This is a genomic window from Mesorhizobium sp. STM 4661 (assembly GCF_000359125.1).
Lineage (GTDB): Bacteria > Pseudomonadota > Alphaproteobacteria > Rhizobiales > Rhizobiaceae > Mesorhizobium.
This window is the reverse complement of record NZ_CAAF010000014.1, coordinates 1-25,814: the sequence shown is the minus strand read 5'-3', so window position 1 is coordinate 25,814 and position 25,814 is coordinate 1. Positions and strand designations below refer to the sequence as shown.

General features: G+C 61.4%; 20 protein-coding genes. 9 read left to right on the top strand and 11 right to left on the bottom strand.

Going from position 1 to position 25,814, the window contains the following annotated elements; translation table 11 throughout:
• Window positions 1–21: 21 nt before the first annotated feature.
• The 3 genes from MESS4_RS03920 to MESS4_RS03910 all read right to left on the bottom strand — a co-directional run bounded on the left by MESS4_RS03920 (window position 22) and on the right by MESS4_RS03910 (window position 4,081).
• A complete protein-coding gene (locus MESS4_RS03920; RefSeq protein WP_006326855.1) occupies window positions 22–1,362 on the bottom strand; it encodes an adenylate/guanylate cyclase domain-containing protein in 1,341 nt (446 codons plus the stop codon).
• Between the two features lie 99 nt (window positions 1,363–1,461).
• Entirely contained in the window at window positions 1,462–2,805 is a 1,344-nt protein-coding gene (locus tag MESS4_RS03915) for a nucleotide sugar dehydrogenase (protein WP_006326853.1), read from the bottom strand.
• Between the two features lie 112 nt (window positions 2,806–2,917).
• Complete coding sequence (locus tag MESS4_RS03910; RefSeq protein ID WP_036240668.1) at window positions 2,918–4,081, bottom strand: DUF3095 domain-containing protein; 1,164 nt, start codon at window positions 4,079–4,081, stop codon at window positions 2,918–2,920.
• A gap of 92 nt (window positions 4,082–4,173) precedes the next feature.
• On the opposite strand from MESS4_RS03910, the gene MESS4_RS03905 reads away from it, so the two are divergent.
• Window positions 4,174–5,262 (top strand): glycosyltransferase family 4 protein, encoded by a 1,089-nt coding sequence (locus tag MESS4_RS03905; RefSeq protein WP_006326851.1) that lies wholly within the window; start codon window positions 4,174–4,176, stop codon window positions 5,260–5,262.
• Complete coding sequence (locus MESS4_RS03900) at window positions 5,259–6,035, top strand: polysaccharide deacetylase family protein (protein WP_006326850.1); 777 nt, start codon at window positions 5,259–5,261, stop codon at window positions 6,033–6,035. Before MESS4_RS03905 ends, MESS4_RS03900 begins: the two co-directional genes overlap by 4 nt.
• Window positions 6,036–6,149: 114 nt before the next feature.
• Here the strand turns inward: MESS4_RS03900 and MESS4_RS03895 are convergent, their stop codons facing one another.
• The 3 genes from MESS4_RS03895 to MESS4_RS03885 form a co-directional block, all read right to left on the bottom strand.
• Window positions 6,150–7,004: an MBL fold metallo-hydrolase gene (locus MESS4_RS03895; RefSeq protein ID WP_006326849.1), complete on the bottom strand. Its 855-nt coding sequence runs from the start codon at window positions 7,002–7,004 to the stop codon at window positions 6,150–6,152.
• 134 nt (window positions 7,005–7,138) lie between these two features.
• The gene (locus MESS4_RS03890; protein WP_006326848.1) at window positions 7,139–7,588 is read right to left on the bottom strand and encodes a cyclic nucleotide-binding domain-containing protein; all 450 of its coding nucleotides are present in this window, start codon (window positions 7,586–7,588) and stop codon (window positions 7,139–7,141) included.
• 196 nt (window positions 7,589–7,784) lie between these two features.
• Window positions 7,785–10,499, bottom strand: a complete 2,715-nt coding sequence (locus MESS4_RS03885) for an ABC transporter ATP-binding protein (RefSeq protein WP_006326847.1) — start codon at window positions 10,497–10,499, stop codon at window positions 7,785–7,787.
• A 356-nt stretch (window positions 10,500–10,855) separates the two neighbouring features.
• Between MESS4_RS03885 and MESS4_RS03875 the strand changes: the two genes are divergently transcribed.
• A complete protein-coding gene (locus MESS4_RS03875) occupies window positions 10,856–11,530 on the top strand; it encodes a class I SAM-dependent methyltransferase (protein ID WP_051070840.1) in 675 nt (224 codons plus the stop codon).
• 122 nt (window positions 11,531–11,652) lie between these two features.
• Here the strand turns inward: MESS4_RS03875 and MESS4_RS03870 are convergent, their stop codons facing one another.
• Genes MESS4_RS03870 through MESS4_RS03860 form a run of 3 tightly spaced genes read right to left on the bottom strand, consistent with a single transcriptional unit; the run spans window position 11,653 to window position 15,285 of the window.
• The gene (locus tag MESS4_RS03870) at window positions 11,653–12,828 is read right to left on the bottom strand and encodes a glycosyltransferase family protein (protein WP_006326845.1); all 1,176 of its coding nucleotides are present in this window, start codon (window positions 12,826–12,828) and stop codon (window positions 11,653–11,655) included.
• Window positions 12,825–14,069, bottom strand: a complete 1,245-nt coding sequence (locus MESS4_RS03865; RefSeq protein WP_006326844.1) for a glycosyltransferase — start codon at window positions 14,067–14,069, stop codon at window positions 12,825–12,827. Before MESS4_RS03865 ends, MESS4_RS03870 begins: the two co-directional genes overlap by 4 nt.
• A gap of 1 nt (window position 14,070) precedes the next feature.
• On the bottom strand, window positions 14,071–15,285 hold the full coding sequence (locus tag MESS4_RS03860; RefSeq protein WP_006326843.1) for a glycosyltransferase family protein: 1,215 nt from the start codon (window positions 15,283–15,285) through the stop codon (window positions 14,071–14,073).
• Window positions 15,286–15,912: 627 nt separating this feature from the next.
• Between MESS4_RS03860 and MESS4_RS03855 the strand changes: the two genes are divergently transcribed.
• Complete coding sequence (locus MESS4_RS03855) at window positions 15,913–16,797, top strand: hypothetical protein (RefSeq protein WP_006326840.1); 885 nt, start codon at window positions 15,913–15,915, stop codon at window positions 16,795–16,797.
• Between the two features lie 21 nt (window positions 16,798–16,818).
• On the opposite strand, the gene MESS4_RS03850 is transcribed toward MESS4_RS03855, so the two are convergent.
• Window positions 16,819–17,706 (bottom strand): helix-turn-helix domain-containing protein, encoded by an 888-nt coding sequence (locus tag MESS4_RS03850; RefSeq protein ID WP_198292722.1) that lies wholly within the window; start codon window positions 17,704–17,706, stop codon window positions 16,819–16,821.
• A gap of 85 nt (window positions 17,707–17,791) precedes the next feature.
• Here MESS4_RS03850 and MESS4_RS03845 point away from each other — a divergent pair, with 85 nt between their 5' ends.
• The 5 genes from MESS4_RS03845 to MESS4_RS03825 all read left to right on the top strand — a co-directional run bounded on the left by MESS4_RS03845 (window position 17,792) and on the right by MESS4_RS03825 (window position 24,246).
• A complete protein-coding gene (locus MESS4_RS03845) occupies window positions 17,792–19,063 on the top strand; it encodes an ABC transporter substrate-binding protein (protein WP_006326836.1) in 1,272 nt (423 codons plus the stop codon).
• Between the two features lie 300 nt (window positions 19,064–19,363).
• Window positions 19,364–20,224 carry a sugar ABC transporter permease gene (locus MESS4_RS03840; protein WP_006326835.1) on the top strand — a complete coding sequence of 287 codons (861 nt, stop codon included), beginning with the start codon at window positions 19,364–19,366 and terminating at the stop codon, window positions 20,222–20,224.
• Window positions 20,221–21,057 carry a carbohydrate ABC transporter permease gene (locus MESS4_RS03835; RefSeq protein ID WP_006326834.1) on the top strand — a complete coding sequence of 279 codons (837 nt, stop codon included), beginning with the start codon at window positions 20,221–20,223 and terminating at the stop codon, window positions 21,055–21,057. The genes MESS4_RS03840 and MESS4_RS03835 overlap by 4 nt, the downstream gene beginning before the upstream one ends.
• 9 nt (window positions 21,058–21,066) lie before the next feature.
• Complete coding sequence (gene ugpC / locus MESS4_RS03830) at window positions 21,067–22,152, top strand: sn-glycerol-3-phosphate ABC transporter ATP-binding protein UgpC (protein WP_006326833.1); 1,086 nt, start codon at window positions 21,067–21,069, stop codon at window positions 22,150–22,152.
• Window positions 22,153–22,209: 57 nt separating this feature from the next.
• Complete coding sequence (locus MESS4_RS03825; protein ID WP_006326832.1) at window positions 22,210–24,246, top strand: aldo/keto reductase; 2,037 nt, start codon at window positions 22,210–22,212, stop codon at window positions 24,244–24,246.
• A 329-nt stretch (window positions 24,247–24,575) separates the two neighbouring features.
• Here the strand turns inward: MESS4_RS03825 and MESS4_RS03820 are convergent, their stop codons facing one another.
• Window positions 24,576–25,667: a Gfo/Idh/MocA family oxidoreductase gene (locus MESS4_RS03820; protein ID WP_006326830.1), complete on the bottom strand. Its 1,092-nt coding sequence runs from the start codon at window positions 25,665–25,667 to the stop codon at window positions 24,576–24,578.
• Window positions 25,668–25,814: the final 147 nt, after the last annotated feature.

Sequence of the window (25,814 nt, the reverse complement as noted above, 5' to 3'; positions counted from 1 at the left end):
GTTCGGATCAGATCGTGGCGGTTACTGGAGCTTCCTCGGGTCGCCCGCCGACAGCCGCGCGGCATCGCGATGAAGCAGCATGACCTGCTCGGCGTCCGATATTCGGTCGTAAATCGGCTCCATCGCGGTGTCTTCATCGCCTGCGAGAGCACCCGACAGATCGGGTGAAAGCACCGTCAGCTTCTGCTTGATGCCCGCCAGTTCCTCCTTGCCGAGCGTCAGCCAGCTGTTGGCGCCGCAATAGCCGGCGAAATCTCCGCTGGCGAGAACGCTGTGCGGATATTTCTTGGTCAGCGTTTGGAGGCGCTGGACCTCGTTTACAGCCGAGCCGAAGACAGAGAATGTGAGCCGGTCGGTAAGCCCGACATTGCCGAACATCACATTGCCGACATGCAGGCCGATACCAAATTTTATGTCGCCCAACCCCTGCTCTTTTCTGCGCAGATTGAGATCCATCATGCGCGCGCTGGCCTTGTGCGCTGCCGCAAGAGCAGCCTGGCAGGCGATCTCGGACTGCGAGCGGCGCCTTTCGCAAGGGTAGACGGCAATGAAGCCGTCACCTATGAAACTCATGATCTGCCCGCCTCTGCGATTGAAAGGTGCGGCAACGGCGTCAAAAAACTGGTTCAGCGTATCGATATAGATTTCGCGGCCGGAGGTTTCGGCAAGCCTGGACGACCCGCGCATATCGCCCATGACCAGTGCGGCCCGGATTGTATCGCCCTCGCCGCGCTTGATCTGGCCGTCGAGCACGCGCCGGCCGGCGTCGCCGCCGAGATAAGTGGTCATCATGTTGTCGGCGAGCTTGGTGAGCACCGCCATCTTGGTTGCGATAGCGAGATGGTTCTGGATGCGCAGCAGCGCCGAAATCATGCTGTCGCTGAAGCCTGCGGCACTGTCGGTGGACCAAGACCCCAACATGCCCTGACTGGTGTTGCCGCTGAAGGGATGGACGAAAGCCATGTAATCGGTGACGCCCATAAGCCTGAGTTCATCGAAAACAGGAAACTCTGACCGCACCGACGAGTCGAGCCGGCGTCGCAGATGGTCGAGCTTGTTGCTGAGCAGATGGTAGTATGGGCTGGTCAGGAATCTGTCAGACTGCACGCCGCCCTCATTGCGGAAGCCTTCCACTTCCATGCCCTGGCCGCGAAGCCAGGTGAAGCCAAGCGCGTCATAAAGCGGATGAAGCATCGAAAAGCTCAAATGCACCCGCTTCAGTGGCAGGCCGGCAGCGGCCAGCCGTTCACAAAAGCCTTTTACCAATGTTTCCAGATCGTTGCCGGCCAGCGCCGATTGGGTCAGCCAATCGGCAACCTTATCCATGAGAATGGCGGAAATTTCTGCTTGCGCTGTGCTCATGCTATCTCGAAACTCCTTGGGGGCATATGTGGCGAGGCTGCCGGCGGAGTGCAATCACGATCCTGACATCGGGCAAAAAATTCGCCGGCTCGGACGCCGTCAGGCCTTCACCACAGTCTCTCGGGCTAGCCCGAGGCGGCCAAAAACATTGCGTGTGTCGACGATCAGAAGAGCGTGATCAGCGATCGCCCGATAGTCGATCGCGTCGTGGTCGGTTGCAACGACGACAGCATCGAAATCCTTCAAGACCGCCTCGGTCAATTCGACCGAGCGACGCCCCTTGATCGCCATATGCTCCCGTGTGGTCGGGATCTCGGTAACATGCGGATCGTGGAATTCCGCCTTGCCGCCCCATTCCTCGATGAGTTCAATAAGCCGCAATGAGGGGCTTTCGCGGATGTCGGGCACATTCTTCTTATAGGCGAGCCCGATGATGAGAATGCGCGAGCGGCTGAGCGCCTTGCCGCAGCGCCGGTCCAGCGCCTTCGCCAGTTCATCGACCACATGACGCGGCATGGCCGTGTTGATCTCTGCCGCCAGCTCGATGAAGCGGGTCGGCAGTTCGTATTCGCGCGCCTTCCACGTCAGGTAGAAGGGATCGATCGGAACGCAGTGCCCGCCAAGTCCGGGGCCAGGATAGAAAGGCATGTAGCCGAAGGGCTTGCTCTTTGCCGCCTCGATCACCTCCCAGATGTCGATACCCATCGCACCGAGCACGACCTTCAACTCGTTGACGAGGGCTATGTTGACCGAGCGGAAGATGTTTTCCGTCAGCTTGACCGCCTCGGCGGTCGCCGTGCTGGAAACCGGAACGACGGTCTTGACCACGCCCTGGTAGAAAGCCTGCACGAGCGTCGCCGCTTCAATGCCGTCGCCTGCCACGACCTTGGGGATCGTCGCGACTTCAAAGCTGCGGTTGCCGGGATCCTCGCGTTCGGGCGAGAAGCCGAGGAAGAAGTCTATCTTCGACTGCAAGCCGGTTTCTTCCAGTATGGGCTTGACCACGTCGTCGGTGGTGCCGGGATAGGTGGTCGATTCCAGCACGATCAGCTGGCCGAGACGCAGATGCTTCGCGATGGTGCCTGCCGTGCTCCTGACAAAGGAGAGGTCCGGCTCACGGTGTTTCGTCAGCGGTGTCGGAACGCAGATGATGATGACATCGCAGACGGCCAGTTCGGCAAAATCCGCAGTGGCGCGGAACCGTCCGCTGGCCACATGGCCGGCAAGGGCTGTCGACGTCACTGCCTCAATGTAGGATTGGCCGTTGTTCAGGCTCTCGACCTTCTGGGCTTCGATGTCGAAGCCGGAAACCGGGAAGCCGGCGCGTGCGATCGCAACCGCCAGCGGCAACCCGACATAGCCCAGTCCGATCACGCCGACTTGCGCGGCGCGCGTCGAAATCCGGTTCAGAAGACGGTCATATGTCGATCGTGAGGCGTCCAAAAATCTGCTTTCCCGTCAATTCGGACAGACTATCCGCTCCCATGGCGAGGCTCACCATGGTCCCAAGAACCATGGCCGAGGCATATTGCGGAAAATCGATTTCCGCAAGCCGTCATCGGACCGGCACCTTCGCCTTCAGGCTTGCGGCAGCCATCGCATAGCCGCCGGCGGCGCCATCGATGAAATGAACGTGATCGCGCTGCAGCGGCGAAGCGACGAGGCATGTCATCAAGGCCGATTTCTGGCGGTGCAGGCCATAGTTGCAGATGCCCGCCTCTTCCGCCTGTTTCAGCCGGTTCTCGATCCGTTGCAACACATCCGCGTCAACGTCGATCGTCATCTTCAAGCCGTCGTCGAACTTCCGGAAATCCGAATTGCTGGCCACGTCGCGTTTGTAGATCCTCGGATCGAAACCGCCGATCGTCCAGCCATATCTATCGGTAACAGCCGTAAGCGTCATCAGGAACACTATCCACAGCTTCGACAGCCACCGCCATCCTGCCGGCGCCATGGCCCGCGCCTCGATATCGAGGCCGGCGGGCAGAAAACTGTAGCCCGGCCCGTTCACCGGCACCGGGTGGCCATCGCGTTCCTGCCTGCCGGCAAGGGCGATGATGTCGGAAGCCAGAAACTGAAAACCGCGCAGGTCGCGCGACGCCCCCGGTAGGGCTATGATCGAGACGATTTCGCCATGCCAGGCTTCGATCGGGTTCCAGCGGCAGGAGAGGCCGGTCAGATCCGGCCGCGCGCCGGCCGGCGCAGGATCGATGCGGTAGCGCCCCGCTTTCATCTCGGCTTCCGCCCAACTGCCGCCACCGCCGGCGAACATGGCATAGAAGACCGCTTCGGAGGCCTGGAACCTCGCCACGCGAACGTCGAGGCCTTGCGCTCTTATGTCCTTTATCGGCACGATTGCGGCACGCAAGGTCAGGTCCAGTTCGTCCGCCACCCATCTCTGGACGGCCGCCAGCGCGTCGCGGGTGATCTCCAGCGCCGAGCCGGGAAACGCCACGAGCGCGCCGTCGCCGCCGAAGACAAAGGGAAGATCTTGCCGACCCAGCGCATTGAGCAGCGCCGAAATGACGCTGGCGCCGGCCATATTGACGGTTTTATAGCGCCCCGCCTTGATCGCCTTGGTCGAGCCGACGATGTCGGCGGTGGCCAGCGCCCAGCCATCGGGGAGAGGCCGATAGTTATCGATATCGGCAACGCTTTCGAACCTTGCGAAGACCGGCAAAGAAGCGACAAACGGGTCGGACGCGGCAGCTGTTTCCATGAGCATCAGATAGCACATTCCACTGCTTGAAGGTGAAGTCGATCATGCTTCGAAATTGACTTGCGCAGGCTTTCCGATGATAGGGTCCGGCGATGCGAATTGCCTTCTACGCGCCGCTGAAGTCGCCCAATCATCCCGTTGTCTCCGGCGACCGCCAGATGGCACGGATGCTGGTCAAGGCGCTGGAGCATGGAGGGCATAGCGTCGAACTGGCATCCGAATTGCGCTTCTATCTACGCCAACCGGAGTCGAAAAGTTTCGATGCGCTCAAGATCGAGGCCCGAGAGGAAGCCGCGCGGCTGACCAAGCTTTGGGATCGTGACGGCAAGCCCGATCTCTGGTTCTCCTATCATCCCTATTACAAGGCGCCAGACCTGATCGGACCCGAACTGGCGTCGGCCTTTGCTGTCCCCTATGTGACAGCGGAAGCCTCCTATTCGAGGCGGCGCAACGCCGGCTTGTGGGCCGATACGCAAGCGTTGGTGGCGCGAGCCATCGAACAGGCAGCGCTGAACATCTGCTTCACGCAAAGGGATCGGCAGGGACTGACAGATGCGATTCCCGACGCCGCTCTCGGTATGCTTTCGCCCTTCATCGACACATCGGTATTCCGGGAAACGCCGGCACGGGGTTGTCCGACGCGCCTCGTTACCGTCGCCATGATGCGCCCAGGCGACAAAGTCGAAAGCTATCGCATGCTGGCGCAAGCGCTCGGTTCGATCGGCCACCTGCCCTGGACCATGTCGGTCGTCGGGGACGGGCCTGCTCGTGACGAGGTCAAAGCGCAATTCGCCGGCTTGCCCGCCGACCGTATCGAATGGCTTGGCGCGATTGAGCCAGCCGCCGTGCCGGATGTCCTCTACAGTGGGGGAATTTACGTCTGGCCGGGTTACGGCGAGGCCTATGGCGTCGCCTATCTTGAAGCACAGGCCGCCGGCCTTCCGGTGGTGGCCCAGGACATCGCCGGCGTGCCGGAGGTCGTGCGGGATGGCCAGACCGGGTTTCTCACCCCGCCGGGCGATGTGGCGGCGTTCGCTTCTGCCATTGAAAGGCTTCTGGCCCGTAGCGACGAAAGAACCATCATGGCTGCGGAAGCCAGGCGTTTCATCCTCGAAGAACGTTCCCTCGGTGGTGCAGCGGCGCGTCTGGCCGAACTTCTTCCGAGGATCCCGGTTTCATGACATCCGATCGGATCTGGCAGCCCTTGGTGGAAGAACTGGCGTGCCGGCAACGGGCGGACCGCAAGGCAGAATTCTGGCTGCGCGACGACGACGCCGTGGATCCGACGCCTGCGCTTGATCGGCTGCTCGACCTCACTGGTGAATTCGCGGTTCCGATCACTCTGGCCGTCATTCCGGCCCTGACCGATGAGAAGCTTGTCGTCCGGCTTGACGAGGCGCCGCATGCCACGGTCGCCATCCATGGCTGGGCGCACCGAAATCATGCGCCCGAGGACCAGAAAAAGCAGGAACTCGGCGCGCATCGGCCACGCGAGGCGGTGCTCGATGATCTGGCTCGCGGGCTGTCGCGCGTAACCGGCCTGCACGGCGCACGTGCCGTTCCGATGCTGGTGCCACCCTGGAACAGGATCGACGCCGCCTTGGTATCCGACCTTGGATCGATAGGATTTGCGGCATTGTCGGTCTATGGGCCGCCGAAGCCGGCTTCACTGGCGGTCATCAACAGCAATGTCGACATCATGGATTGGCATGGCACGCGCGGCTGCCGCGATCATGGCCTATTGGTTCAGGCTATCATCGCGCAATTGCGGCATGCATTCGACGGCGGCGAACCGGTCGGCCTGCTCACTCACCATCTCGTACATGATGAATCGGCCTGGCTTTTCCTCGAACGGCTGTTCACAGTCATCGCACGGACTGAAGCCTGCGCATGGCTTCCGATCAGGACATTGATCGGGCGCAGCGCCGGTAGAGCAATTCCAGGAAAAGTGTGAACGGTTTTCCCGGGAAAAGCGCGTAGCGCTTTCCCTGCGGAATTGCGTCAAAACAAAGAGATAGAGCGCTTCGCCGTTTCTGTGAAACGGTGAAGCGCTCTAGAGGAAAATAGCTCAGCGCTTTTTGTGCAATGAGACTGGAAATTTGAGCGTCTGGCCATCCCGCGCGGCAAAAGCGCCGGCAAACCTGTCCTTGGCCAGTTTCTCGATCTCGTCCAGTTCCTGGTCGGTGCGTGTCGGAGTGTGGTGAAACACCGCAAGCCCCCGCGCACCGGCCGCCTCACAGAGCTTGACGCCCTGTTGCCATGTCGAGTGCCCGTCACCGCGGTGGCGTTCCATTTCCTCCTCGGTGTAGGCGCAGTCGTAAATGACGAGGTCGGCATTTTCGATCAGGCCGAGCACCGCCTGATCGAGTTTGTCCGGCTCGTGCTCAGTGTCTGTGATCATTGCCACGACACGGCCGCCCCATTCCACCCGGTAGCCTATGCAGCCCCCCGGATGGACAAGACTGCCGGTTCGGACCACCACCCCTTCGCGCGGCCGAAGCACGTCTCCGGATACGAAATCGCGGCAGTCGAGGCTTGCCTTGCAGATCTCCAGTTTCACCGGAAACCACGGCGGCCGCATGAACTCGTCGACCATCTGCCGTGTCGTCATGCGTCCTGCAAGATGCCCGGACCAAAGCGTAACCTTGGCGTTCCGGTCATAGATCGGCACAAAAAACGGCAGCCCGATGATGTGATCGTAATGGCAATGGGTGAAAAGCAGGTCGAAATCGGTCACGCCCGACGCCCGAAACGCCCGTCCGGCGGACCGTAGGCCGGAGCCCGCGTCGAATAGAAGCGTATGCTTGCCGCATCGCATCTCAATGCAGATTGTGTTGCCACCATAGCGAGAGAATTCTGGCCCCGATACCGAAATGCTGCCGCGCACGCCCCAAAACCTGACCAGGAAAACGTCGTCGTCCATGCTAGCCCTTCGCAGTCCCCGTCGCCCATCGTAGCCAAACAACTGCTGCTAGGCGAGACAGGTTTTCTCCGGGAGATCTTCTCGGCAAGAGGCCAGTGCCATCACGACGGCGAGGATCGAGCGCATGTCATTCGTTATTTGGCGCTTCGGGCGTCGATCAGATCCGCGGTCGTATGGCTTAGGCGATCGGCAAGAACCCGCACCATCTCGATGGTCATTTCCGGAAACTCCTTCATAAGCCTCAGGAAATGATCCTTGCGGATTCTCAAGACTTCCAGCGGACTTGCCGCTCTGACGGTGGCAGTGCGGGAGCTGTTGCACAATATGGCGATCTCGCCAACAATCGAATTTGGCACCAGTTCGGCAACTTTTATCGGCCCGCTGTCGGAATCGACCAGAATATCCGCCCTGCCTGAAAGGATGACATAGGCGGCGTCTCCCTCGTCGCCCTGCCGGAAAAGGATCTGGCCGGCGCTGTAGCTCACGCGGTCGGATGTGAACGCAAGCAGCTTGAGCTTTGTCGGTTCGATGCCAGAGAACAAGGGAACGCGTTGCAGCATTCCAACTTCATCCTTGAGCAGCATTGTCGCAAACCTCAAAATTCGCGTTTGCCAGACTAGAGTAACGGACGCCCGGATGGAATCAATTCAGTTTCCGGGATTTGCGGCAAATCTTTCGGGTTTTCGGCGCGGATGTAGTCCCGCTACGCCCTTCGCCGTATCCCTTGACCTTGCAGCAAATTCCCATCGGCGGAATGATCCCATCTGAATGTCCGTTGCTCTATGACAGCAGTTCCTTGAAGATACCGTTTCCTGCCAAAAGTGTCTCGTGTGTTCCGTCTTCCACCAATTGGCCCGAGTCGAAGACAATAACGCGATCGAACATCATCCCCATTGCCGGATTCGTCACGACCCACACAATTGCCGGCGAATGGCCGTCGCGTCTGGCTTCCTCGAGCACGTTTCGCAGCACCTTATCCTGCATGCGCTGGTCGAGCGCCGACAGCGGCCGGTTGAGAATGAGAAAATCGGGACGCTTGAGCAGGGCCCGGGCAACATCGAGCTTCTGTCGCTGTCCACCGGTCAGCCGCCTGCCGCCGGAGCCGACGTTGAAGTCCAAGCCCACATCCAGAAGTTCGGCATAAAGCCCCAATTCGTCAAGAATTTCATAGACGATGGTGCGTATGCGGTCCGGCGCGTCGGGATGGTTGTTGCCCACACGCCCGAACAGGACATTATCCATGACGGTTGCCGCGGCAATGTATTTGGCGGGATCATACCGTTCGATCGCATTTTGCAGCTCGGGCGGCAGGTTTTCATAGAACCGGTTGCGTGCAGCGACGATCTTGCTCATCAGCTCGTCGCTCAGCAGGCCGAAGCGGTGCCGGGGCTCGATATAGGCAAAGCTCAAGGTGACGATCATGGCGCGGTCGTTCTCCGAAACCGCCTCGTGGGGACGGTTCTTGAGCCGTTGCAGCAAGGTTTCGTAGGCGGGTATCTCCTCGGCGCTCATGAAGGCGAGCTGCTGGAAGAACTGGTGATCGGGCGGCAGGTCGGCAAACAGCTCGATCGCCTGTTCGGCGATCTCCATGCCCATTTCGTAGAGCGTGCGGTCGAGGCCGGCTTGCCTCAGCACAGAAGCAAAATAGGGATTGGCCGCCAGAGCCTTGTCGGCCAGTTTGGGGCCGGCGGCGGCGCCGAAGAGCAGGTTTTGGCCGATCGTTGCTTCCTTGTTGTAGGCGCCCGGTTCGAAAGGAACCACCAGTCCGCTCAGTCCTTCGTGCTCCAGCCGGGTTCGCAGCGCCGCACGCAGTTCGACGATCCGCCTGGCAAGCTCCGTGTGCCGCGTGAGGTCGGCCGAAGAGCGCAAGCCAAGATCCAGGATGTCGCGCGACAGAACAACCGCGTCGAGCACCCGGCGCACGGCTTCAAAGAGGTCGTGCGGGCCGGTAGCGCCGGCGGAAGCATAGTTGATCCAGTCGCTGTGGATATCAAGATCCGGATTGCCCGACCGGCGCGCCTCGTCGATGTTCCAGCGGTGCTGGTCTGCCGCGGCACCGTCATAAGGCACCGATGTCAGCGGCGCATGCTTCAATCCGTAGAGCAGGTTATCGCGGAGGCTTGCCTGGAACAGGAAAACATCCGACGAGGCATAGGACATGCGCCGGCCGGTCACTGCTTCGGGGAGTTCAAGCAGGTCGTCGGCGCCCGAAGCGACCCTTCCGCTGTCCGGCCGGTTCAGCCGCGCGAAGGCTTCCGCAAGCGCCTCCGCCCCACCTGTTGCGGTACTGACCAGCGCCACCGTCTCACCCGGCTTGACCTGGAGGGAGATACGGTCGAGGAGCATTGCACCGCCATCGTCAGCCATGGACAGACTGATCGCCGACAGGGGGTTGGTCATCGGATCGGGATCGTCGATCGTCAATGCCCCGATTCTCGGCGCAATGAGTCCCTCGACTGTGAACTGTTCAACGACCTGCTGATATTTGACCTGGACATCCTGCCGCGCCTGATCCCAGTCGATCAGTTCCTTCATCGGTCCGGGCAGGTCCTTGTAGGCGCCGATCACGGCCACGAGCTGGCCGACGTCCAGCCGCCCCTGGATGACCAGATACCCGCCGATCATGTAGAACAGAAAGGGCGTGACCTGCGCGAGAAAATTGTTCAGGAACTTCACCATGAATTTCCATTGGTAAAGATCGAAGCGGATCTTAAAGATGAGCCCGAGCCGGGCAGCTATGTCGGCGCGCTCGTAGTTTGATGTATCGTGGACGTGAACCGCGCCGATGCCGTCGACGATTTCGCCAACCCGGCCCGAAAGCGCGCGCGCCGTCAACTGCCGTTCGCGCCCGAGCACGATCAGCCGCCGCCGCATTCGCGGGATGAGCACGATCTGGATCGCCACGATCACGGCCGCTATCGTTCCGAGCCAGAAGTTCTGGACCATGATGAACAGCATGGCCGTCAGCGCCTGGCCGCCGAGCAGCACCGGCTGCACGAAGGCATCGCCGATGAAGCCGCCCAGCGGCTCCACCTCGTCCTTCACCATGGTCGCCACTTCGGCGGATTTCACCCGCTTGAAGTAAATCGGCGGAAACCGCAGCACACGATCGACCAGATCGAAGCGGATACGCCGCAGCATGCGTTCGCCGAGGCGGCCCTTGTAGGTGTTGATGTAGAGTTTGAACAGGCCGTTGATGATGACGAGCAAGAGGAACACAAGGCTCAGGGCAAGCAGCGTCTCCTTGCGGTCGAGCTGAAAACCGGAGAAGAACTGGACCTCTCCAATGAACGGCAGGTTATAGTGTAACCTCATGAATGGCTGGGTCGCGCCCGGTTGCTCGAAGCCGCCACCTTGGATCGGGCCGTTGACGATCAGCTTCGGCAGGTCGAAGGACATGAAATACGGGATCATCGAAAGCACGACGATCATCAATATCCAAAGCTGCTGCTTCTTGGTGTGCGTCCAGATATAGCGGGCTAGGCTGGGTTCCATATGCGACTGTGGACCCTTCAGTTGGAAGGATGCGGGATGCAAAAGCACCTGCTGGCGAATGGCGTATCGGCAATTTCTTCGTCGCCAACGACAAGCTCGAAGCTGCAGTGCATGGAGATTGTCCTGCGCTCAAACGGTTCGCGGCTTCCGTAGGGCTTTGGCGAATAGCCGAGCACGAGGCCGCAGCTGCGCGGCTGGTGCTGGCGGATGGACGCCGATGGTCCGGACAGATGCAAGCGGCTCTCTCCGGCACCGGGCAATGACGAAGCGGCTTGCAGCATAATCACGTCCGCGGATCAAACAGCCTTGCGGGAGGCAAGATTGCGTCGCCCGAAATCCCAACATACAAGACGAATATGATGGATGTCACGCAACCACGCAATGCCGGCATGGACTGGCACGAGCAAGCCCTGGACCTCACGCGGGGAATTGCTGCCTATGTCAAATGCCCTCTCGTGGCAGGGCTGGCGCGCGTCATCGCCAAGCATCCGAAGGCCGATATCGCCAACGCCTTCAACCACAAGCAGGTCGCCTGCAAGATGTGGGCGCTCGACAGGCTGTTCGAAAGCCGCGGCGGCCGGTTCGGGCGCATATGGGTTCTGGGTGGATGGTACGGCGTATTGCCGGCAATGCTTTTCAACGACGCCCGTTTCGACATCGCGGCGGTCGATAGCATCGACATCGATCCCGAAGTCGCGCCGGTCGCCCGGACCCTCAACCGGGAAGCCGGCGACCGGTTCCGGGCGCTGACGGCAGATATGTACGCACTCGACTATGCGGCCGGGCGGTCCGACCTGATGGTCAATACGAGCTGCGAACACATAGCCGAGCTGCGCGCCTGGCTTGCTCTGCTTCCGCGGGGCACGAATGTACTGCTGCAATCGAACGATTATTTCAGCGAGCCGACGCACATCAACTGCGTGGCTTCACTTGCAGCGTTCGAAGCAATGGCGGCGCTACGGGAGGTGCGGTTCTCCGGCGAACTGCCGACAAAAAATTATACGCGCTTCATGCTGATTGGAACTGTTTAATGCATTTCGCCCAAAAGCGCGTAGCGGTTTTGGGACAACGACATGCATGAAAACAAGGACTTGAAGCGCGTCGCACGAATCTCGTCAGACGCGACGCGCGTTAGGATCCATCGTCTGTTTGATCATGAACTTTTCCGAAAACCAGGCCCCGCTTTTAGGGACCATGTTCGATACCGCTCGCGCAGGATTTGCGCCGAGCGACGCGCGCCTTCCAGATCGAGACGATGCGCGGATGGCGTCGGTCCCACAAGCGCCTGTTCGATCGCTTGCGCCAAACCTTCAGGCGTTAGGTCCTTTTCCATCAGCACCGTTGCAAGACCGAGTTCTTCGAGCATCAGGGTGCGAACCGTCTGTTCGGTTTCCCCGCCGGCTGCAAATGGAACGAGCAGGGAGCGACAACCCGCGCGCAGGACATCGCAGACCGTGTTGTAACCCGCCTGCGAGACTGACAGGCGGGCGCCGGTCAGCAGGCTGGCGAAATCCTCGCGGAACCGGAAGATGGACAGGCCCGGCGTGGCATCGCGTGCGATCACGTCAAACTCGTCTTTCGGCAGGTTAGGGCCGGTGATCAAACACCATTTCCAAGCGTTGTTGGCATTCCGCGCCGCTGCGATGGTGGATCTGACAAGGCTCTTTCCGGCAGCCCCGCCGCCAACCGACACCAGAACGTCGAAGCGCTCGGAGGCCGCGGGCGATGGCGGCGCTGCAACGAGCCCCGTATAGGTGACCTCGGCCCTGATCGCCCCAGCCAGTGGAAATGTCTTGTCGATGGTTGCGAAAGCCGGATCGCCGTGGACCATAACAAGGTCGAAATAACTGTTGATGAGATCGACCGTTTCCTCGTTTCGGCCCGGCTTGACGCGCTCCTGAAGGATATCACGGACGGACGTCGCCAGCAGCGGTCTGGGCGACGTCGCGTCGATGGCCTCGATCAGCGGCAAGAGTTCGAAACGCATCTGCCGGCGTCCAAATGGAAACGCCTCGACAATGACGATATCAGGCCTGCAATCCCGGAATGCCCGCAGCAGCATTTCTGAACGCCATTTCTTGAAATCATCGTCGATGGGTTTGCCCTGCAGGTCGACAAGTCCGGAAAATCCTTCATCACCGGAGGTGACAGGTGGCAGGGTTACAGATTTTACACCCAGTCCGGGAAACCCCGCGATCGGCGCTCCGCCGGTCACGACGGTTACGTCAAACCCGTCATCGACCAGAGCCGCCGCAATGCGGCTGGCGCGCGCGAGATGGCCGATACCGAGCAGGTGCTGGACATAGAAGAAAGCGCGCAGCCGCTTCATTCGGCGGCCCGCCACTCCCGCTCGAACAGTTCCTTGAGCTGTCCAATGCTTGCCATATGATCGAAATTGCCGCGCACGCGCCGCTCTGCGGCGTCGCCGAGGCGGGCGCGCAGCACGGGATCACGGATCAGGCGCTCCAGCGCCTGTGCCAGGGCAATTGGGTTTTCCGTCGGAACCAGCAGCCCGGTTTCATCCGGCGATAAAAGCTCCGGCACGCCGGAAATATCGGTCGACACGCAGGCAAGCCGCTGGCTAGCCGCCTCCACCAGAACATTCGGCAGACCGTCCCGGTCGCCATTTGCGGTGATCCTGCAGGCCAGGGCGAAGATGTCGGCGCGGCGGTAGTGCTCAAGCACCTCCTCCTGCGCAAGCGCGCCTTTCCAAGAGACGCGACCATCCAGGCCGAGCTTTTGCGCCAGCGCCTTGAACCGTTCCAGTTCCTCGCCGCCGCCGATATGCTCGAAACGCCACGCCAAATCACCAGGCAAGAGGGCAAGGGCCTCCAGCAACGTATCGTAACCTTTCTTTTCAACGGCGCGCCCGACACTCAGAACGATAACCGGTTCGTCCGGCGCCGAGCCGTCATGCTGTTTTCGCGCCTCGCCGAAACTGCCGAAGCGATCAAGGTCGAGCCCATGATAGCTCAGATGCACAGACGAGTTGCCGTTAGCGAGTTTTTTCAGACGGTCGAAGCCGGTTTTCGTGCAAGTGACCGTCCAGCGCGCCGAGGAAAGCTTGCCAGCCAGATCCCAGTCCGCCGAAGTCCATATGTCCTTGGCATGGGCCGAGCAGCTCCAGGGCAGGCCACGAAGCTGGCTGGCATAGCGCGTCACCGATGCCGGTGTGTGCGCGAAATGTGCATGCAGCCAGCCCGCGTCTTCCGGCCATTCGGCCGCCAGCACGAGCGCTTGCCCGAAGCGGCGCGCGCGATTGCGCGTAAAGTCGCGGGGGATATCGGCAGCCAGCGATCCGAGCGCGCGCCAGAAGCCCGGCCGCAGCAGAAAAGCAAACAGCGAGCGAACCACGCGCAGCGGCTCTTCATGCAGATATTCCGGCAGATAATGGACGGGCGCTTTGATCTCGTCATGCACGGGGTGGCGTTTTGCGTCGGTCGGCCGCCTGAGCGCGACGAGTATCAGGTCGAACCCCGCACGCTCCAGACCGAGCAGTTCCTGCGCGATGAAGGTTTCCGACAGCCGCGGATAGCCCTTCAGAACCACGACGATCTTGCGATGTTGCAACTCAGTTCATGCCTTCAATGACCGAAAGGTGATGGCCGGCCCGCCGGTCGAGCAGTTCCGCGACGATTTCGGAAATATGAGGCAGCCCTTCCAGCGTCAGATGCGGATTGCTCTGCGATGGGCGGGGCCGGTCCGGCAGCACCTTCAGTGCATCGGCAAACCGCTGGGAATCCTCGGCTTCTTCCGGCAAAAGCATCTCGATGAGGCCGAGTTCGGCTGCGCGCCGTGCTCGGATCAGTTGTTCCTCGCGGGGCTTGACGCGCGGCACGATCAGCGCCGGCTTGTCGAAAGACAGTATCTCGCAATAGGTGTTGTAACCGCCCATCGCCACTACCGCCTTGGCGCCGGCAATCAGATCTTCCATGCGGTTGTCGAACTCGATGATCTTGATATAGGGGATCTTGGACCCCTTCTTGAGCAGCTTGTTGCGCTTGCGCGCCGGCATGTAAGGCCCAAGCACGATCAGCGCCCTATGCTGCAATTGCGGATCCTGCTGATAGGCGTCGATGACGTTGTGAATCAGTTCGGCGCCGTCACCGCCGCCACCGGTGGTAACGAGGATATAGTCGCCCTCGGGCCGGTGGCCGGGCAACTCGTTCTTCTGCAGGCTCCGTTGCAGGAAACCGACGAACTTCATCTTTGCCCTGACAGCCGGCGGCACATCCAAGCCGGTCAACGGATCGTAGAAATCCGGCGGACCATAGGCCCAGACCTTGTCGTAGAACAGGCCTATCTTGCGCATCACATCCCTGCGTGCCCACTCTGCTTCGAGCAGATGCGGCGCGTCCATCACCTCGCGCAGGCCAAGCACGAGCGTGGTGCCCCGCGTCTTGAGGTAGGACAGCGTGTCCTCGATCTCACCGCGCAGGCCGAGCGGTTCCTTGTCGACGATGAAGATATCCGGCCGGAAGGTCTCGGCTGTGTGGCGGATGATCGACTGGCGCATCCTTAGCGTCTCATGCAGATCGATATCCTTTTCCAGCGAGTTGTATTCGCCGTTGCGCAACTTGATGACGCTGGGGATCTTCACGAAGTCGACACGGGCGCGGTAGTCGAAGGCGCCAGCTATAGTCGCACCCGAAATGATAAGCACCTGAAGTCCGCGGAAATCCTCGACCAGCGAATGCGCGATCGTCCGGCAGCGCTGCAAGTGGCCGAGCCCGAACGTGTCGTGGCTGTACATGAGAACTCGAGCGTCTTTTACGTGCTGGGTCATTGTTGAACGTCTTTTAGAATTCTCGCCTTGAGGATCGTGGGCGACCCCTCAGGATTCGAAACCATCCTCGCGGGTCTACCGACCTGTTTTGAAACATGAGGGCGCAATTTTCAATCTGTATTACCCAAGAGGGTCCATATGCTGAGCCCAGGAAGCCGCGTCTGCTCAGCTGCCCGCTTACCGGTCCTCTTTCCCGCCATGCGCCCCCTACCTCTCTCAGCACCATACAGAGGTGCGCCGCGATCGCGCGTCAACTGACTTGGAGGCCACTTTGGGGGCCAAACTTCACCCAGGCCATCACTCGCGGGCCGACGGTGGCCACCGCTCTCTCCCTTTCCCGGTTCCGGTCGCTGTCATCGCGCGACAGGCGCGAGAGGTACGCAACGGCATTCTTCACCTGGACTCTGCGTTTTCGTGATGAATGCGGAAAGTCGTTTTTAAAAGCTGCACAGAGTATTAATCGTTGTTCACCAATATGTTGCGCGGGGGCATATCAAACGCATATCGCACAGAGTGCGCAGCGGTTTTGCGATAACACATGCACAAAAACAAGAACTTAAAGCGCATCGCATGGGCCTTTCAAACTTGGCACGCTTTAAGTAGCTTTATCGTATTCTGGAGTTGATTATGGCCGTCCTTGGCGCTCTCCCTCCCGATCTTCGCTGTCGACCAATTTGCGAAGCTGATTGGGAAGGAGTGGTCGACTGCCTGTGCAGGGGCTTTCCGGAGCGTGACCGGAGTTACTGGATACAGGCGCTGACCCGTTTGTCGCGGCGGCCTGCCGTCGACGAATTCCAACGATACGGCTTTGCTTTGGAAAAGGCTGGTCGAATCGTCGGCGTTGTGCTGACCCTTTATACCCGCTACCGGAGGCCGGAAGGCGACGAGATCCGCTGCAATCTTTCAAGCTGGTCCGTCGACGCGGAATTCCGTCCCTATGGCGCCAAGCTGGTTACAACGATTCTCAGGCAAAGGGATGTGACCTACACGAACATTTCGCCGAAACCCGCGACATTGAAAGCCAACTGGGCGCTCGGCTTTCGCCCCTTTTCCAACGGACAATTTGCCTTCTTGCCGGCCTTGAATTCAGTGCAGCGGTCGTGTCGGGTGCTTGAAGTTCGTCCCGATCTTGCGGAATTGGCGATGCTGCCCGACGCCGAGAGATACATACTCCTGGAACACGCCGCGCTGGGCTGCCTGTCATTGATTTGCATTTGCGACGGAGCAGCGTTTCCCTTGGTGTTGATACCGCGTCGAATAGTGCACCGTCTTATCCCATGCTATCAGATCGTCTATTGCCGCTCTCTTGCGGATTTGAGCCGGTGCGCCGGTGCCATGGGGCGCTTTCTCTTGCGAAGCGGAATCCTGCTTTGCTTCGTCGACGCCAAGGAGCCGATTGCAGGTCTGGTCGGGTGGTACCGCCCCAACAAGGGGTTGAAATATTTCAGAGGCCCCAAACCACCCTCGCCTGGCGATCTGACGTTCACCGAGCTTGTGACATTCGGTCCCTGAACGAAGGCGCAGCATCGCGAACTACCTGACGCCCGCTTTGCGAAAATCCGACGGCGACATGCCGGCGAGCTTGCGGAATGATTTGTTGAAGGCGCTGAGCGAACCGAAGCCGCTCTCCATGGCGACGCGCAGCACATTGGCGTCCTGGTGCATCAAAAGCGCCTGCGCGTAGCTCAGCCGCAACAGGTTGACATATTCGTTGAGCGTCATGCCGGTCGATTTCTTGAACAGGCTCATGGCGTATTTGGGGTGGATGTCGGCGGCGGCAGCGATGGTCACGCAGTCGATGTCGTAGAGAAAATTCTCGGCGATGAAGTCGCACATGCGCCCGACATTGCGCGACGACTGCTGATCGAAGGGGTTGCCCGTTTCCTGACCCGTCGGTGTTTCGGGCACCAGCCGGTAAGGCTCGAACCGCACCCGCTCCAGCCGCAGCAGAAGCTCGTTCACGGCGTGCTCGGCCCTGGCCGGATCGCCCGAGCGGGCATAGCGGTTCCAGCGCTCGAAACTATCATTGTCGGAGCGGTCGGTGGCTGATGTCACCAGCGCAGCACCCGTCATCAGCCTGTGCCTGATATCGGCGGGCAGATGCAGCCGGAAGAAATGCACCAGCGGCAGATGCGCGCCGGCATAGACGGCATCGTCGCTGAGATCGTCCATCTGGTGCGGCAGGCCGCCCCAGAACAGGCACATCTCGCCGGCCGAAAGCGCGATCTCGTGATCGTTCATGCGGTAGTGGACAGTGCCGCGGACAATGAAGTTCACCTCGACCTGGGCATGCCAATGCGGCTTCAGCATCACCAGCGGTTGCGTGTGGAACATCTGCAGCAGCAGCGGCAGGCCTTCCACGCTGCTGGCGCCAGGCTGGTAAAACGGCCGCTCCGGCATCTTACTTTCCGCCAATTTCATATTCCCTTTGACGGCGACAGGCCCTGCCCACTGCATAGTCTAGCCACGCTCACAGTGAGAGAGCAAATGAAATGGGAGGATTTCAATGCGCACCACACTGACCTGCGCCGCGCTCGTGCTTGCCCTGGGCTCCGGCCCGGCCCTTGCGCAGTCCGGCGAAATCACGATCTGGAGCTGGAACATCGCCGCTTCGTCGCTGAAGGCCACCGTCGAAGGCTTCAACAAGCAATTCCCCGACATCAAGGTCACGGTCCAGGATCTCGGCAACCAGCCAACCTATGACAAGTCGATCGCCGGCTGCGCCGCCGGCGGCGTCGGCCTGCCCGACATCATCTCGATCGAAAACGGCGAGGCCGAGAACTACTGGAGCCAGTTCCCCGACTGCTTCGTCGACCTGCACACGCTCGGCTACACGGCGCAAGACCAGGCGAAATTCCCGGATTTCAAGCGCACCGAGCTCGAAGTCGGCGACAAGGCCTATGCCATGCCGTGGGATTCGGGTCCGGTCGCCGCCTTCTACCGCCGCGACTTCTACGAGAAGGCCGGCGTCGATCCCGCCTCGATCAAGACCTGGGACGATTTCATCGCCGCCGGCAAGAAGATCCAGGCCGCCAATCCGGGAGTGACCATGACCAACGCCGATTTCAACGGCGACACCGAATTCTTCCGCATGATCTCCAACGAACAGGGCTGCGCCTATTTCGCCGCCGACGGCCAGTCGATCACGGTCAATCAGCCCAAATGCGTCGATACGCTGACCAAGATCAAGGAGATGAAGGACGCCGGTATCATCACCTCGGCCGACTGGAGCACCAAGATCACCAACAACACCGCCGGCACCGTCGCCACCCAGGTCTATGGCGGCTGGTATGAGGGCACCATTCGCACCGAATCGGCCGGCGAAAACGGCAAATGGGGCGTCTATCCGATGCCGAGCCTGACCGCCGACGGTCCCCGCGCCGCCAATCTCGGCGGCTCTTCGCTCGCCATCACCTCGGCGTCGAAGAACAAGGAGGCCGCCTACGCCTATCTGAAATACACGCTGGAGACCAATGAAGGCCAGATAGCCATGCTGAAAGGTTTCGGCCTGGTGCCCTCGCTGATCTCCGCGCTCGACGATCCCTATGTTTCCGAGGGCCTGCCCTACTGGGGCGGCCAGGCGGTGTGGAAAGACATTCTCGCCACTCTGCCCAAGGTCGTCCCCAGCCGCGGCACGCCGTTCCAGAGCGACGCCGAGATCATCATGCGCGCGGTGCAGACCAAATACCTCGGCGGCGGCTATCCCGACGCCAAGGCGGCGCTCGACGATGCCGCCAGCCAGATCGCCTCGGCGACCGGCCTGCCGATCATGGAGTAGGCTGGCGAGCTGGATAAACGTTGACGCCGCCCCTCACCTGCCTGCCGGCATCCTCTCCCCGTATAGTGACGGGGAGAGGGGCGCTGTCATCAACGGTTTCGCCAGTCACCGGCGTTGCAAAAAGGCTGCCAAGGCTGCGGCCAGCCCCTTCTCCCCGTCACTATACGGGGAGAAGTGCCCGGTCCACCCTCCGCAGCTGCAGCGCAGCTGCTGCGGAGGACGGGCAGGGTGATGAGGGGCGGCGCCGGTCTCGACAATTGATTCCCCAGCGGGCGTGACACAGAACGGAAGGAGGTAACAATGCGCACTCAGAATGCCACGGCCTACCGCTTCCTCGCGCCCTATCTCCTGATCTTCTCGATCTTCTGGGTATGGCCGATCATCTCGTCCTTCCTGATCTCCTTCCAGGCGACACGCACCGTGCCGTGGCGGTTCGCGCCCACCTTCAACTGGGGCCGCCTGATCGGCGACCCCGCCTTCTTCAATGCGCTGGAGAACACGCTGCTCATCCTCGTCATCCAGGTGCCGGTGATGATCTCGCTGGCGATCGTCATGGCGGTGCTGTTGAACTCGCCGCTGCTCAAGGCCCGCGGCCTCTACCGCTTTGCCTTCTTCGCGCCCGTCGTGGTCGGCGAGGTCGCCTATTCGGCGGTGTTCAGGCTGATGTTCAACCTCGATTTCGGCATCGTCAACAAGCTCTTGAACAGTGTCGGCTTGCCCAAGATCGACTGGTTTTCCAACGTCACCCCGGCGATGGCTGTCATCATGATCGCGGTGACCTGGCGCTGGGCCGGCTACAACGCCATCATCCTGCTCGCCGGCCTGCAGTCGATCCCCGATGATGTCTATGAGGCGGCGACGCTCGACCGCGTCAGCAAGGTGAAGCAGTTCTTCTACATCACCCTGCCGCTGCTCAAGCCGGTCATCGTCTTCTGCGCGGTGCTGTCGATCATCGGCACCATGCAGCTCTTCACCGAGCCCTTCCTGATCACCGAACGCGGCGGACCGGGCGGCGGCACCGAAACGCTCGGCCTGCTGCTCTACCGCCAGGGTTTCCGGTCGCTCAATTTCGGCTACGCCTCGGCCATTGCCTACACCATGGCCGGGCTGGCGATCGCCATCACGCTGGTTCAGCTATGGCTGACGAGGGACCCGAAATGAGCTCGCTGTCCCAGGCCAGGCTCGCACGCAGCATCGCGCTGCATCTGTTCCTGACGCCGCTGGCGCTGATCTGGCTGTTTCCGCTGTGGATGATGGTGGTGTTTTCGACCATGCCCGACAATGGCATCTTCAGCCCCGGCATCGAGCTTCTGCCGCATGGCGGTTTCCTCGACAATTTCGACAATCTGCAGCGCGGCACCAATTTCGTCGGCGCCATCGGCATCTCGGTGTCGGTGGCGGTGACCTACACCTTCCTGTCCGTGCTGCTCACCTCGATGGCCGGCTGGGCGCTGGCGCGCTATCAGTTCTTCGGCAAGGGCATGGTCGTCGCCATCATCCTCGGCACCATCACGCTGCCCTATGCGGTCGTGCTGATCCCGCAATTCATCATGGTGGCGCGCGACTTCCAGCTCGCCAACACCTGGGTGGCGCTGATCGTGCCGCCGCTGTTCAATTCGCTGGGCGTGCTGTTCATGCGGCAGGCCTTCTCGATGATGCCGCATGAGCTGTTCGATGCCGCCCGCGTCGAAGGCGTGAAGGAATGGCGCATCTTCCTCTTCGTCGCGCTGCCGCTGGCGCGGCCGATGCTCGCCGCGCTCGCCATCATCCTGTTCCTGGCTTCCTGGAACAACTACCTCTGGCCGCTGCTGATCAACAGCCAGCCCGGTGCGATGACGGCTCCCGTGGCGCTCGGCACGCTGATCGGCCTGACCAAAGTGTCGTGGGGCGGCATCATGGCCGGTGCCGTGATGCTGACGGTGCCGATGCTCGTCGTCTTCGTGCTCTTGCAGCGTCATTTCATCGCCGGCATCGCCGCCGGCGCCGTGAAATAGGGATCGGCAATGGCGGCGGTCACACTCAGCAATGTCGTCAAGCGCTTCGGCGTCTATGAGGTCGTCCATGGCGCGAGCATCGACGTCAGGGATGGCGAATTCGTCGTCTTCGTCGGCCCTTCCGGCTGCGGAAAATCGACACTGCTCAGGATGATCGCCGGGCTCGAGGACATCAGCGGCGGCGAGATCGCCATCGGCGGCAAGGTGGTGAACGATGTCGAGCCGGCCGATCGCGGCATCGCCATGGTGTTCCAGTCCTACGCGCTCTATCCGCACATGACGGTGGAGCAGAATTTGAGCTTCGGGCTGCGGATGAACGGCAACCCGAAGGCCGACACCGATCGGCGGGTTGGCCGAGCCGCTGAAATCCTGCGCATCACTGAACTGATGCAGCGGCGCCCAAAACAATTGTCGGGCGGCCAGCGCCAGCGCGTCGCCATCGGCCGCGCCATCGTGCGCGAGCCTCAAGTGTTCCTGTTCGACGAGCCGCTAAGCAATCTCGACGCCGAACTCAGAGTGCAGATGCGGGTCGAGATATCGCGCCTGCACAAGGAGCTCGGCGTCACCATGATCTATGTGACGCACGACCAGACCGAAGCGATGACGCTGGCCGACCGGATCGTCGTGCTCAATGCCGGTCATATCGAGCAGATCGGGGCGCCGCTCGATCTCTATGACGACCCGGCCAACCGCTTCGTCGCCGGTTTCGTCGGCTCGCCGAAGATGAATTTCATGGCCGCGAAGGTGGTCGGTATCGAGAGCGGCGCGGCGACCGTCGAACTCGCCAACCATCGCGGCGCCCGGCTGCGCAAGCCGCTTTCGCAAGCTCCACCCGCGGTCGGCAGCGATGTCGTTCTCGGCATCCGGCCGGAGCACTTTTTCGATGCCGGTCGAGGCGACTGCGACATATCGGTCAAGGCCGATGTCGCCGAGCACCTGGGATCGGTGAGCTACGTCTACGCCGATGCCGGAGACGAGGAACTGATCATCGAGCGCGAGGCTTCGCGGCAACGCGCGAGCGGCGACCATATTACCGTGTCGATCAAGGCCGAGCGTTCCCTGCTCTTCGACACGTCAGGCGGAAGGATTCGCTAGGCGGCAGATTTTCTTGGCCCGATCGCAATGCATCGCGGCTACCCTTGGAGATATGACATGAATTCCAGACCGGAAAAACTTCGCTGGGGCATTCTCGGGCCCGGCGGCATTGCCAAGTCCTTTGCCGGCGGGGTCGCACAGTCGCGCACCGGCACGCTGGTAGCCCTTGGTGCCCGCAACCCGGGCAAGTCGGGCCTCACCGAGAGCTTTCCCGGTGCCCGCATACTCGATGGCTATGAGGCGTTGCTCAAGGACCCGGATGTCGATGCGATCTATATTTCGATACCGCATCCCGGCCACGCCGAATGGGCGATCAAGGCGGCCGAAGCCGGCAAACATGTGCTGTGTGAAAAGCCGATTGCGCTGACCGCCTTCGAGGCCGACGCGATGATCCATGCGGCGCGCAAGGCCGGCACCTTCCTCGGCGAGGCCTTCATGTACCGGCTGCATCCGCAGACGTTGAAGCTGGTCGAGCTGGTCAGGTCGGGCGCCATCGGCGAGATCAGGATGATCAAGTCGAGCTTCGGCTTCGCCATGCCCGGCTTCATGCCGGAGCACCGGCTCTTTGCCAACGATCTCGCCGGCGGCGGCATACTGGATGTCGGCGGCTATCCCGTCTCGATGGCGCGGCTGATTGCCGGGGCAGCAGCGGGAATGCCTTTCGCCGAGCCGGACCGAGTGGTTGGTGCCGCGCATCTCGGCCAGTCCGGGGTCGACGAATGGGCCTCGGCGCTGCTGCATTTCCCCGGCGGCATCGTCGCCGAGGTGTCCTGCAGCATCTCGCTCGATCAGGAAAACGTCCTCCGCATCCTCGGCACCAAGGGCAACATCGCGGTGCCGGATTTCTGGTTCGCCGGCGGCGATCGCGATGTTGGTCTGGGCCGGATCGACCTGATCCGATCCGACGGCACGCGCGAAACCATCAGCGTCAACGAAACGCGTCATCTCTATTCCTTCGAGGTCGACGCCGCCGGCGAGGCGATCCTTGCCGGCCGCCGGGAATTTGCCTGGCCGGGCATGGGCTGGGACGACAGTCTCGGCACTCTGCGTGTGCTCGACAGATGGCGCGCTGCTGTCGGCCTCGAATATGAAATCGAAAAGCCGGCAAAACGCCTCAACACGATTTCCGGCCGTCGGTTGCGCACCGACGGCGCCACCATCCCGAAACGCCAGATTCCGGGTCTGCCGCGACCGGCTTCGTGTCTGGCGCTCGGCTTCGAGGATTTCCGCACTTTCTCTTCGGGCTCGATCCTGCTCGATGCCTTTTTCGAGGCCGGCGGCAATCTGTTCGACACCGGCTATGTCTACGGCGCCGGCTATACCGAGGCGTTGCTTGGCCAATGGCTGAGGAATCGCGGCGTGCGCGAGCAATCGATCGTCATCGCCAAGGGCGCGCATTCGCCGCTCTGCTATCCCGATGTCATCGCCAAGCAGCTCGGCCAGTCGCTCGACCGGCTGCAGACCGATCATGTCGATATCTATTTCATGCACCGCGACAATCCGGATGTGCCGGTTGGCGAATTCGTCGACGCCATGGACCAGGAGGCCAGGGCAGGCCGCATCCGCGGGCCGTTCGGCGGCTCCAACTGGACGATGGCGCGCATGGACGAGGCCATCGCCTATGCCGAGCGGGCCGGCAAGCAGAAGCCCGGCGTGCTCTCCAACAATTTTTCGCTGGCCGAAATGCTGGAGCCGATCTGGGCCGGCTGCGTCACCGCCTCCAGCGACGACTGGAAGGCGTGGCTGACCACCCGGCAGATGCCGAATTTCGCCTGGTCGAGCCAGGGGCGGGGCTTCTTCACCGAGCGCGCCGGGCGCGACAGGCTGGACAATGAGGAACTGGTGCGGGTCTGGTACTCGGAGAAGAATTTCGGGCGCCGCGACCGGGCGATCGAACTCGCCGACAGGCTGGGCAAGGCCCCGATCCATGTCGCGCTCGCCTATGTCCTGGCCCAGCCGTTTCCATCCACGCCGCTGATCGGCCCGCGCACGCTCGGCGAACTGGACGACAGCCTGCAAGCGCTCGACATCGCGCTGTCGCCGGACGATCTGGCCTGGCTGGATGGTGGTTCGGACCTGCCGCCCGCGCGGTAGGGGCTGAAACTAGAAGGTTGGCGAAAGTAGAACGGACAGCCGATCTCCCCCCTTGCGGGGGAGATGTCCGGCAGGACAGAGGGGGGTGGGAAGGATCGCCGCCTTTCGACTTAACCCATCCCAAACCGGCATTGGCCTGACGAGATGGTGCCGATTGCCTGGCAAGTCGGAGGGACAGAACCCCCTCTGCCCTGCCGGGCATCTCCCCCGCAAGGGGGGAGATCGGCAGCTTAACCGACGGCGCCCGCTCCAGCTGCTTGAGGTGAAGATGCCGGCAGGCCGCGCTGAAGCAGTCAGCGCTCACCTTCAGTCTGCGATCCTTCACGGCCTCACGCCAGCTCGACGGTCCGCCCCAGCTCGATACTCTGCTCGGCGGCGAGCACGATACGCAGGCTGTTGACCGCGGCATCCATCTGCTCGGCGAGGTCGAGATCCTCGCGAATGGCGCGCAGGAAGAACGCCTGCTCGCGGTCGCAGAGCTCCTGATGGCCGGGCTCGTCCTCCATGCTGACGATCTCGTCGGGCTTGCTGAAATTCTTGTCGCCATCGACCTGGGCATAGTGGATCTTCAGCGCATCGGTCTTGGTGTGACGGTCGATATCGGCGGAGTTCGAGACTTCGGCGGTGTCGGCAGCGCTGCTTGCCGTCTGGCCGGCGACGATCGAGACCGCACCCTTGGGGCCGACCACATCCTTCACGAAATAGGCCGTCTCGCTCATCATCGGGCCCCAGCCCGCTTCGTACCAGCCGACCGAACCGTCGTCGAAGGTGACATGCAGGTGGCCGTAATTCTGCTTGTCGGCTTCCGCCCACAATTTGGCGCCGATGCCGTGCACCCGCACCGGCTTGGCGCCGGTGAGCTGGCACATGACATCGACATAGTGCACGCCGCAATCGACGATCGGAATCAGCGAATCGATCAGGTTCTTGTGCCAGTGCCAGGCGCTGCCGCTGCTCTGCTGATTGAGGTTGAGCCGCATCACCAGCGGCTTGCCGAGCGTCTTGCCGACCTCGATGAACTTGATCCAGGAAGGGTGCACACGCAGGATGTAGCCGAGCACCAGCTTGCGGTTCTTCGCCCGCGCCGCGGCGACCACTTTTTCGGCATCCTCGATATTGGTGGCGAGCGGCTTTTCCATGAACACATGACAATTGGCGGCGATTGCCTTCAGCGCGTATTCGGCGTGCGTATTGGGCCAGCTGTTGATGGAGACGGCATCGGGCTTCGTCTCCTTCAGCGCCAGGTCGAAATCCTCGTAGAGCGGATAGCCTGAAAGTTCGGCCGGGATCTTCTTGTTGCTCTTGATCGAGCGGCTCATGATGCCGACGATCTCGAAACCGTCCAGCCTATGATACGCGCTGGCATGCGACGCGCCCATATTGCCGAGCCCAACCACCAGCACTTTTACCTTGTCCGCCAATGCCACCTCCCAAGTTCTTGATTATTGAATAGCGGGCGACGACGCCCTGTCTTGCCTTCTCCCCTTGTGGGAGAAGGTGGATCGGCGCGCAGCGCCGAGACGGTTGAGGGGTGCTGGCCGGATCGCTGTTGGTGCCAAGCTGGAACA

Bases quoted from the DNA above. Each gene is read 5' to 3' on its own strand.
- MESS4_RS03920 (WP_006326855.1), bottom strand. From the start codon at position 1,362: ATGAGCACAGCGCAAGCAGAAATTTCCGCCATTCTCATGGATAAGGTT.
- MESS4_RS03910 (WP_036240668.1), bottom strand. From the start codon at position 4,081: ATGGAAACAGCTGCCGCGTCCGACCCGTTTGTCGCTTCTTTGCCGGTC.
- MESS4_RS03905 (WP_006326851.1), top strand. From the start codon at position 4,174: ATGCGAATTGCCTTCTACGCGCCGCTGAAGTCGCCCAATCATCCCGTT.
- MESS4_RS03900 (WP_006326850.1), top strand. From the start codon at position 5,259: ATGACATCCGATCGGATCTGGCAGCCCTTGGTGGAAGAACTGGCGTGC.
- MESS4_RS03895 (WP_006326849.1), bottom strand. From the start codon at position 7,004: ATGGACGACGACGTTTTCCTGGTCAGGTTTTGGGGCGTGCGCGGCAGC.
- MESS4_RS03890 (WP_006326848.1), bottom strand. From the start codon at position 7,588: ATGCTGCTCAAGGATGAAGTTGGAATGCTGCAACGCGTTCCCTTGTTC.
- MESS4_RS03885 (WP_006326847.1), bottom strand. From the start codon at position 10,499: ATGGAACCCAGCCTAGCCCGCTATATCTGGACGCACACCAAGAAGCAG.
- MESS4_RS03875 (WP_051070840.1), top strand. From the start codon at position 10,856: ATGATGGATGTCACGCAACCACGCAATGCCGGCATGGACTGGCACGAG.
- MESS4_RS03870 (WP_006326845.1), bottom strand. From the start codon at position 12,828: ATGAAGCGGCTGCGCGCTTTCTTCTATGTCCAGCACCTGCTCGGTATC.
- MESS4_RS03860 (WP_006326843.1), bottom strand. From the start codon at position 15,285: ATGACCCAGCACGTAAAAGACGCTCGAGTTCTCATGTACAGCCACGAC.
- MESS4_RS03855 (WP_006326840.1), top strand. From the start codon at position 15,913: ATGGCCGTCCTTGGCGCTCTCCCTCCCGATCTTCGCTGTCGACCAATT.
- MESS4_RS03850 (WP_198292722.1), bottom strand. From the start codon at position 17,706: ATGAAATTGGCGGAAAGTAAGATGCCGGAGCGGCCGTTTTACCAGCCT.
- MESS4_RS03845 (WP_006326836.1), top strand. From the start codon at position 17,792: ATGCGCACCACACTGACCTGCGCCGCGCTCGTGCTTGCCCTGGGCTCC.
- MESS4_RS03840 (WP_006326835.1), top strand. From the start codon at position 19,364: ATGCGCACTCAGAATGCCACGGCCTACCGCTTCCTCGCGCCCTATCTC.
- MESS4_RS03835 (WP_006326834.1), top strand. From the start codon at position 20,221: ATGAGCTCGCTGTCCCAGGCCAGGCTCGCACGCAGCATCGCGCTGCAT.
- ugpC (WP_006326833.1), top strand. From the start codon at position 21,067: ATGGCGGCGGTCACACTCAGCAATGTCGTCAAGCGCTTCGGCGTCTAT.
- MESS4_RS03825 (WP_006326832.1), top strand. From the start codon at position 22,210: ATGAATTCCAGACCGGAAAAACTTCGCTGGGGCATTCTCGGGCCCGGC.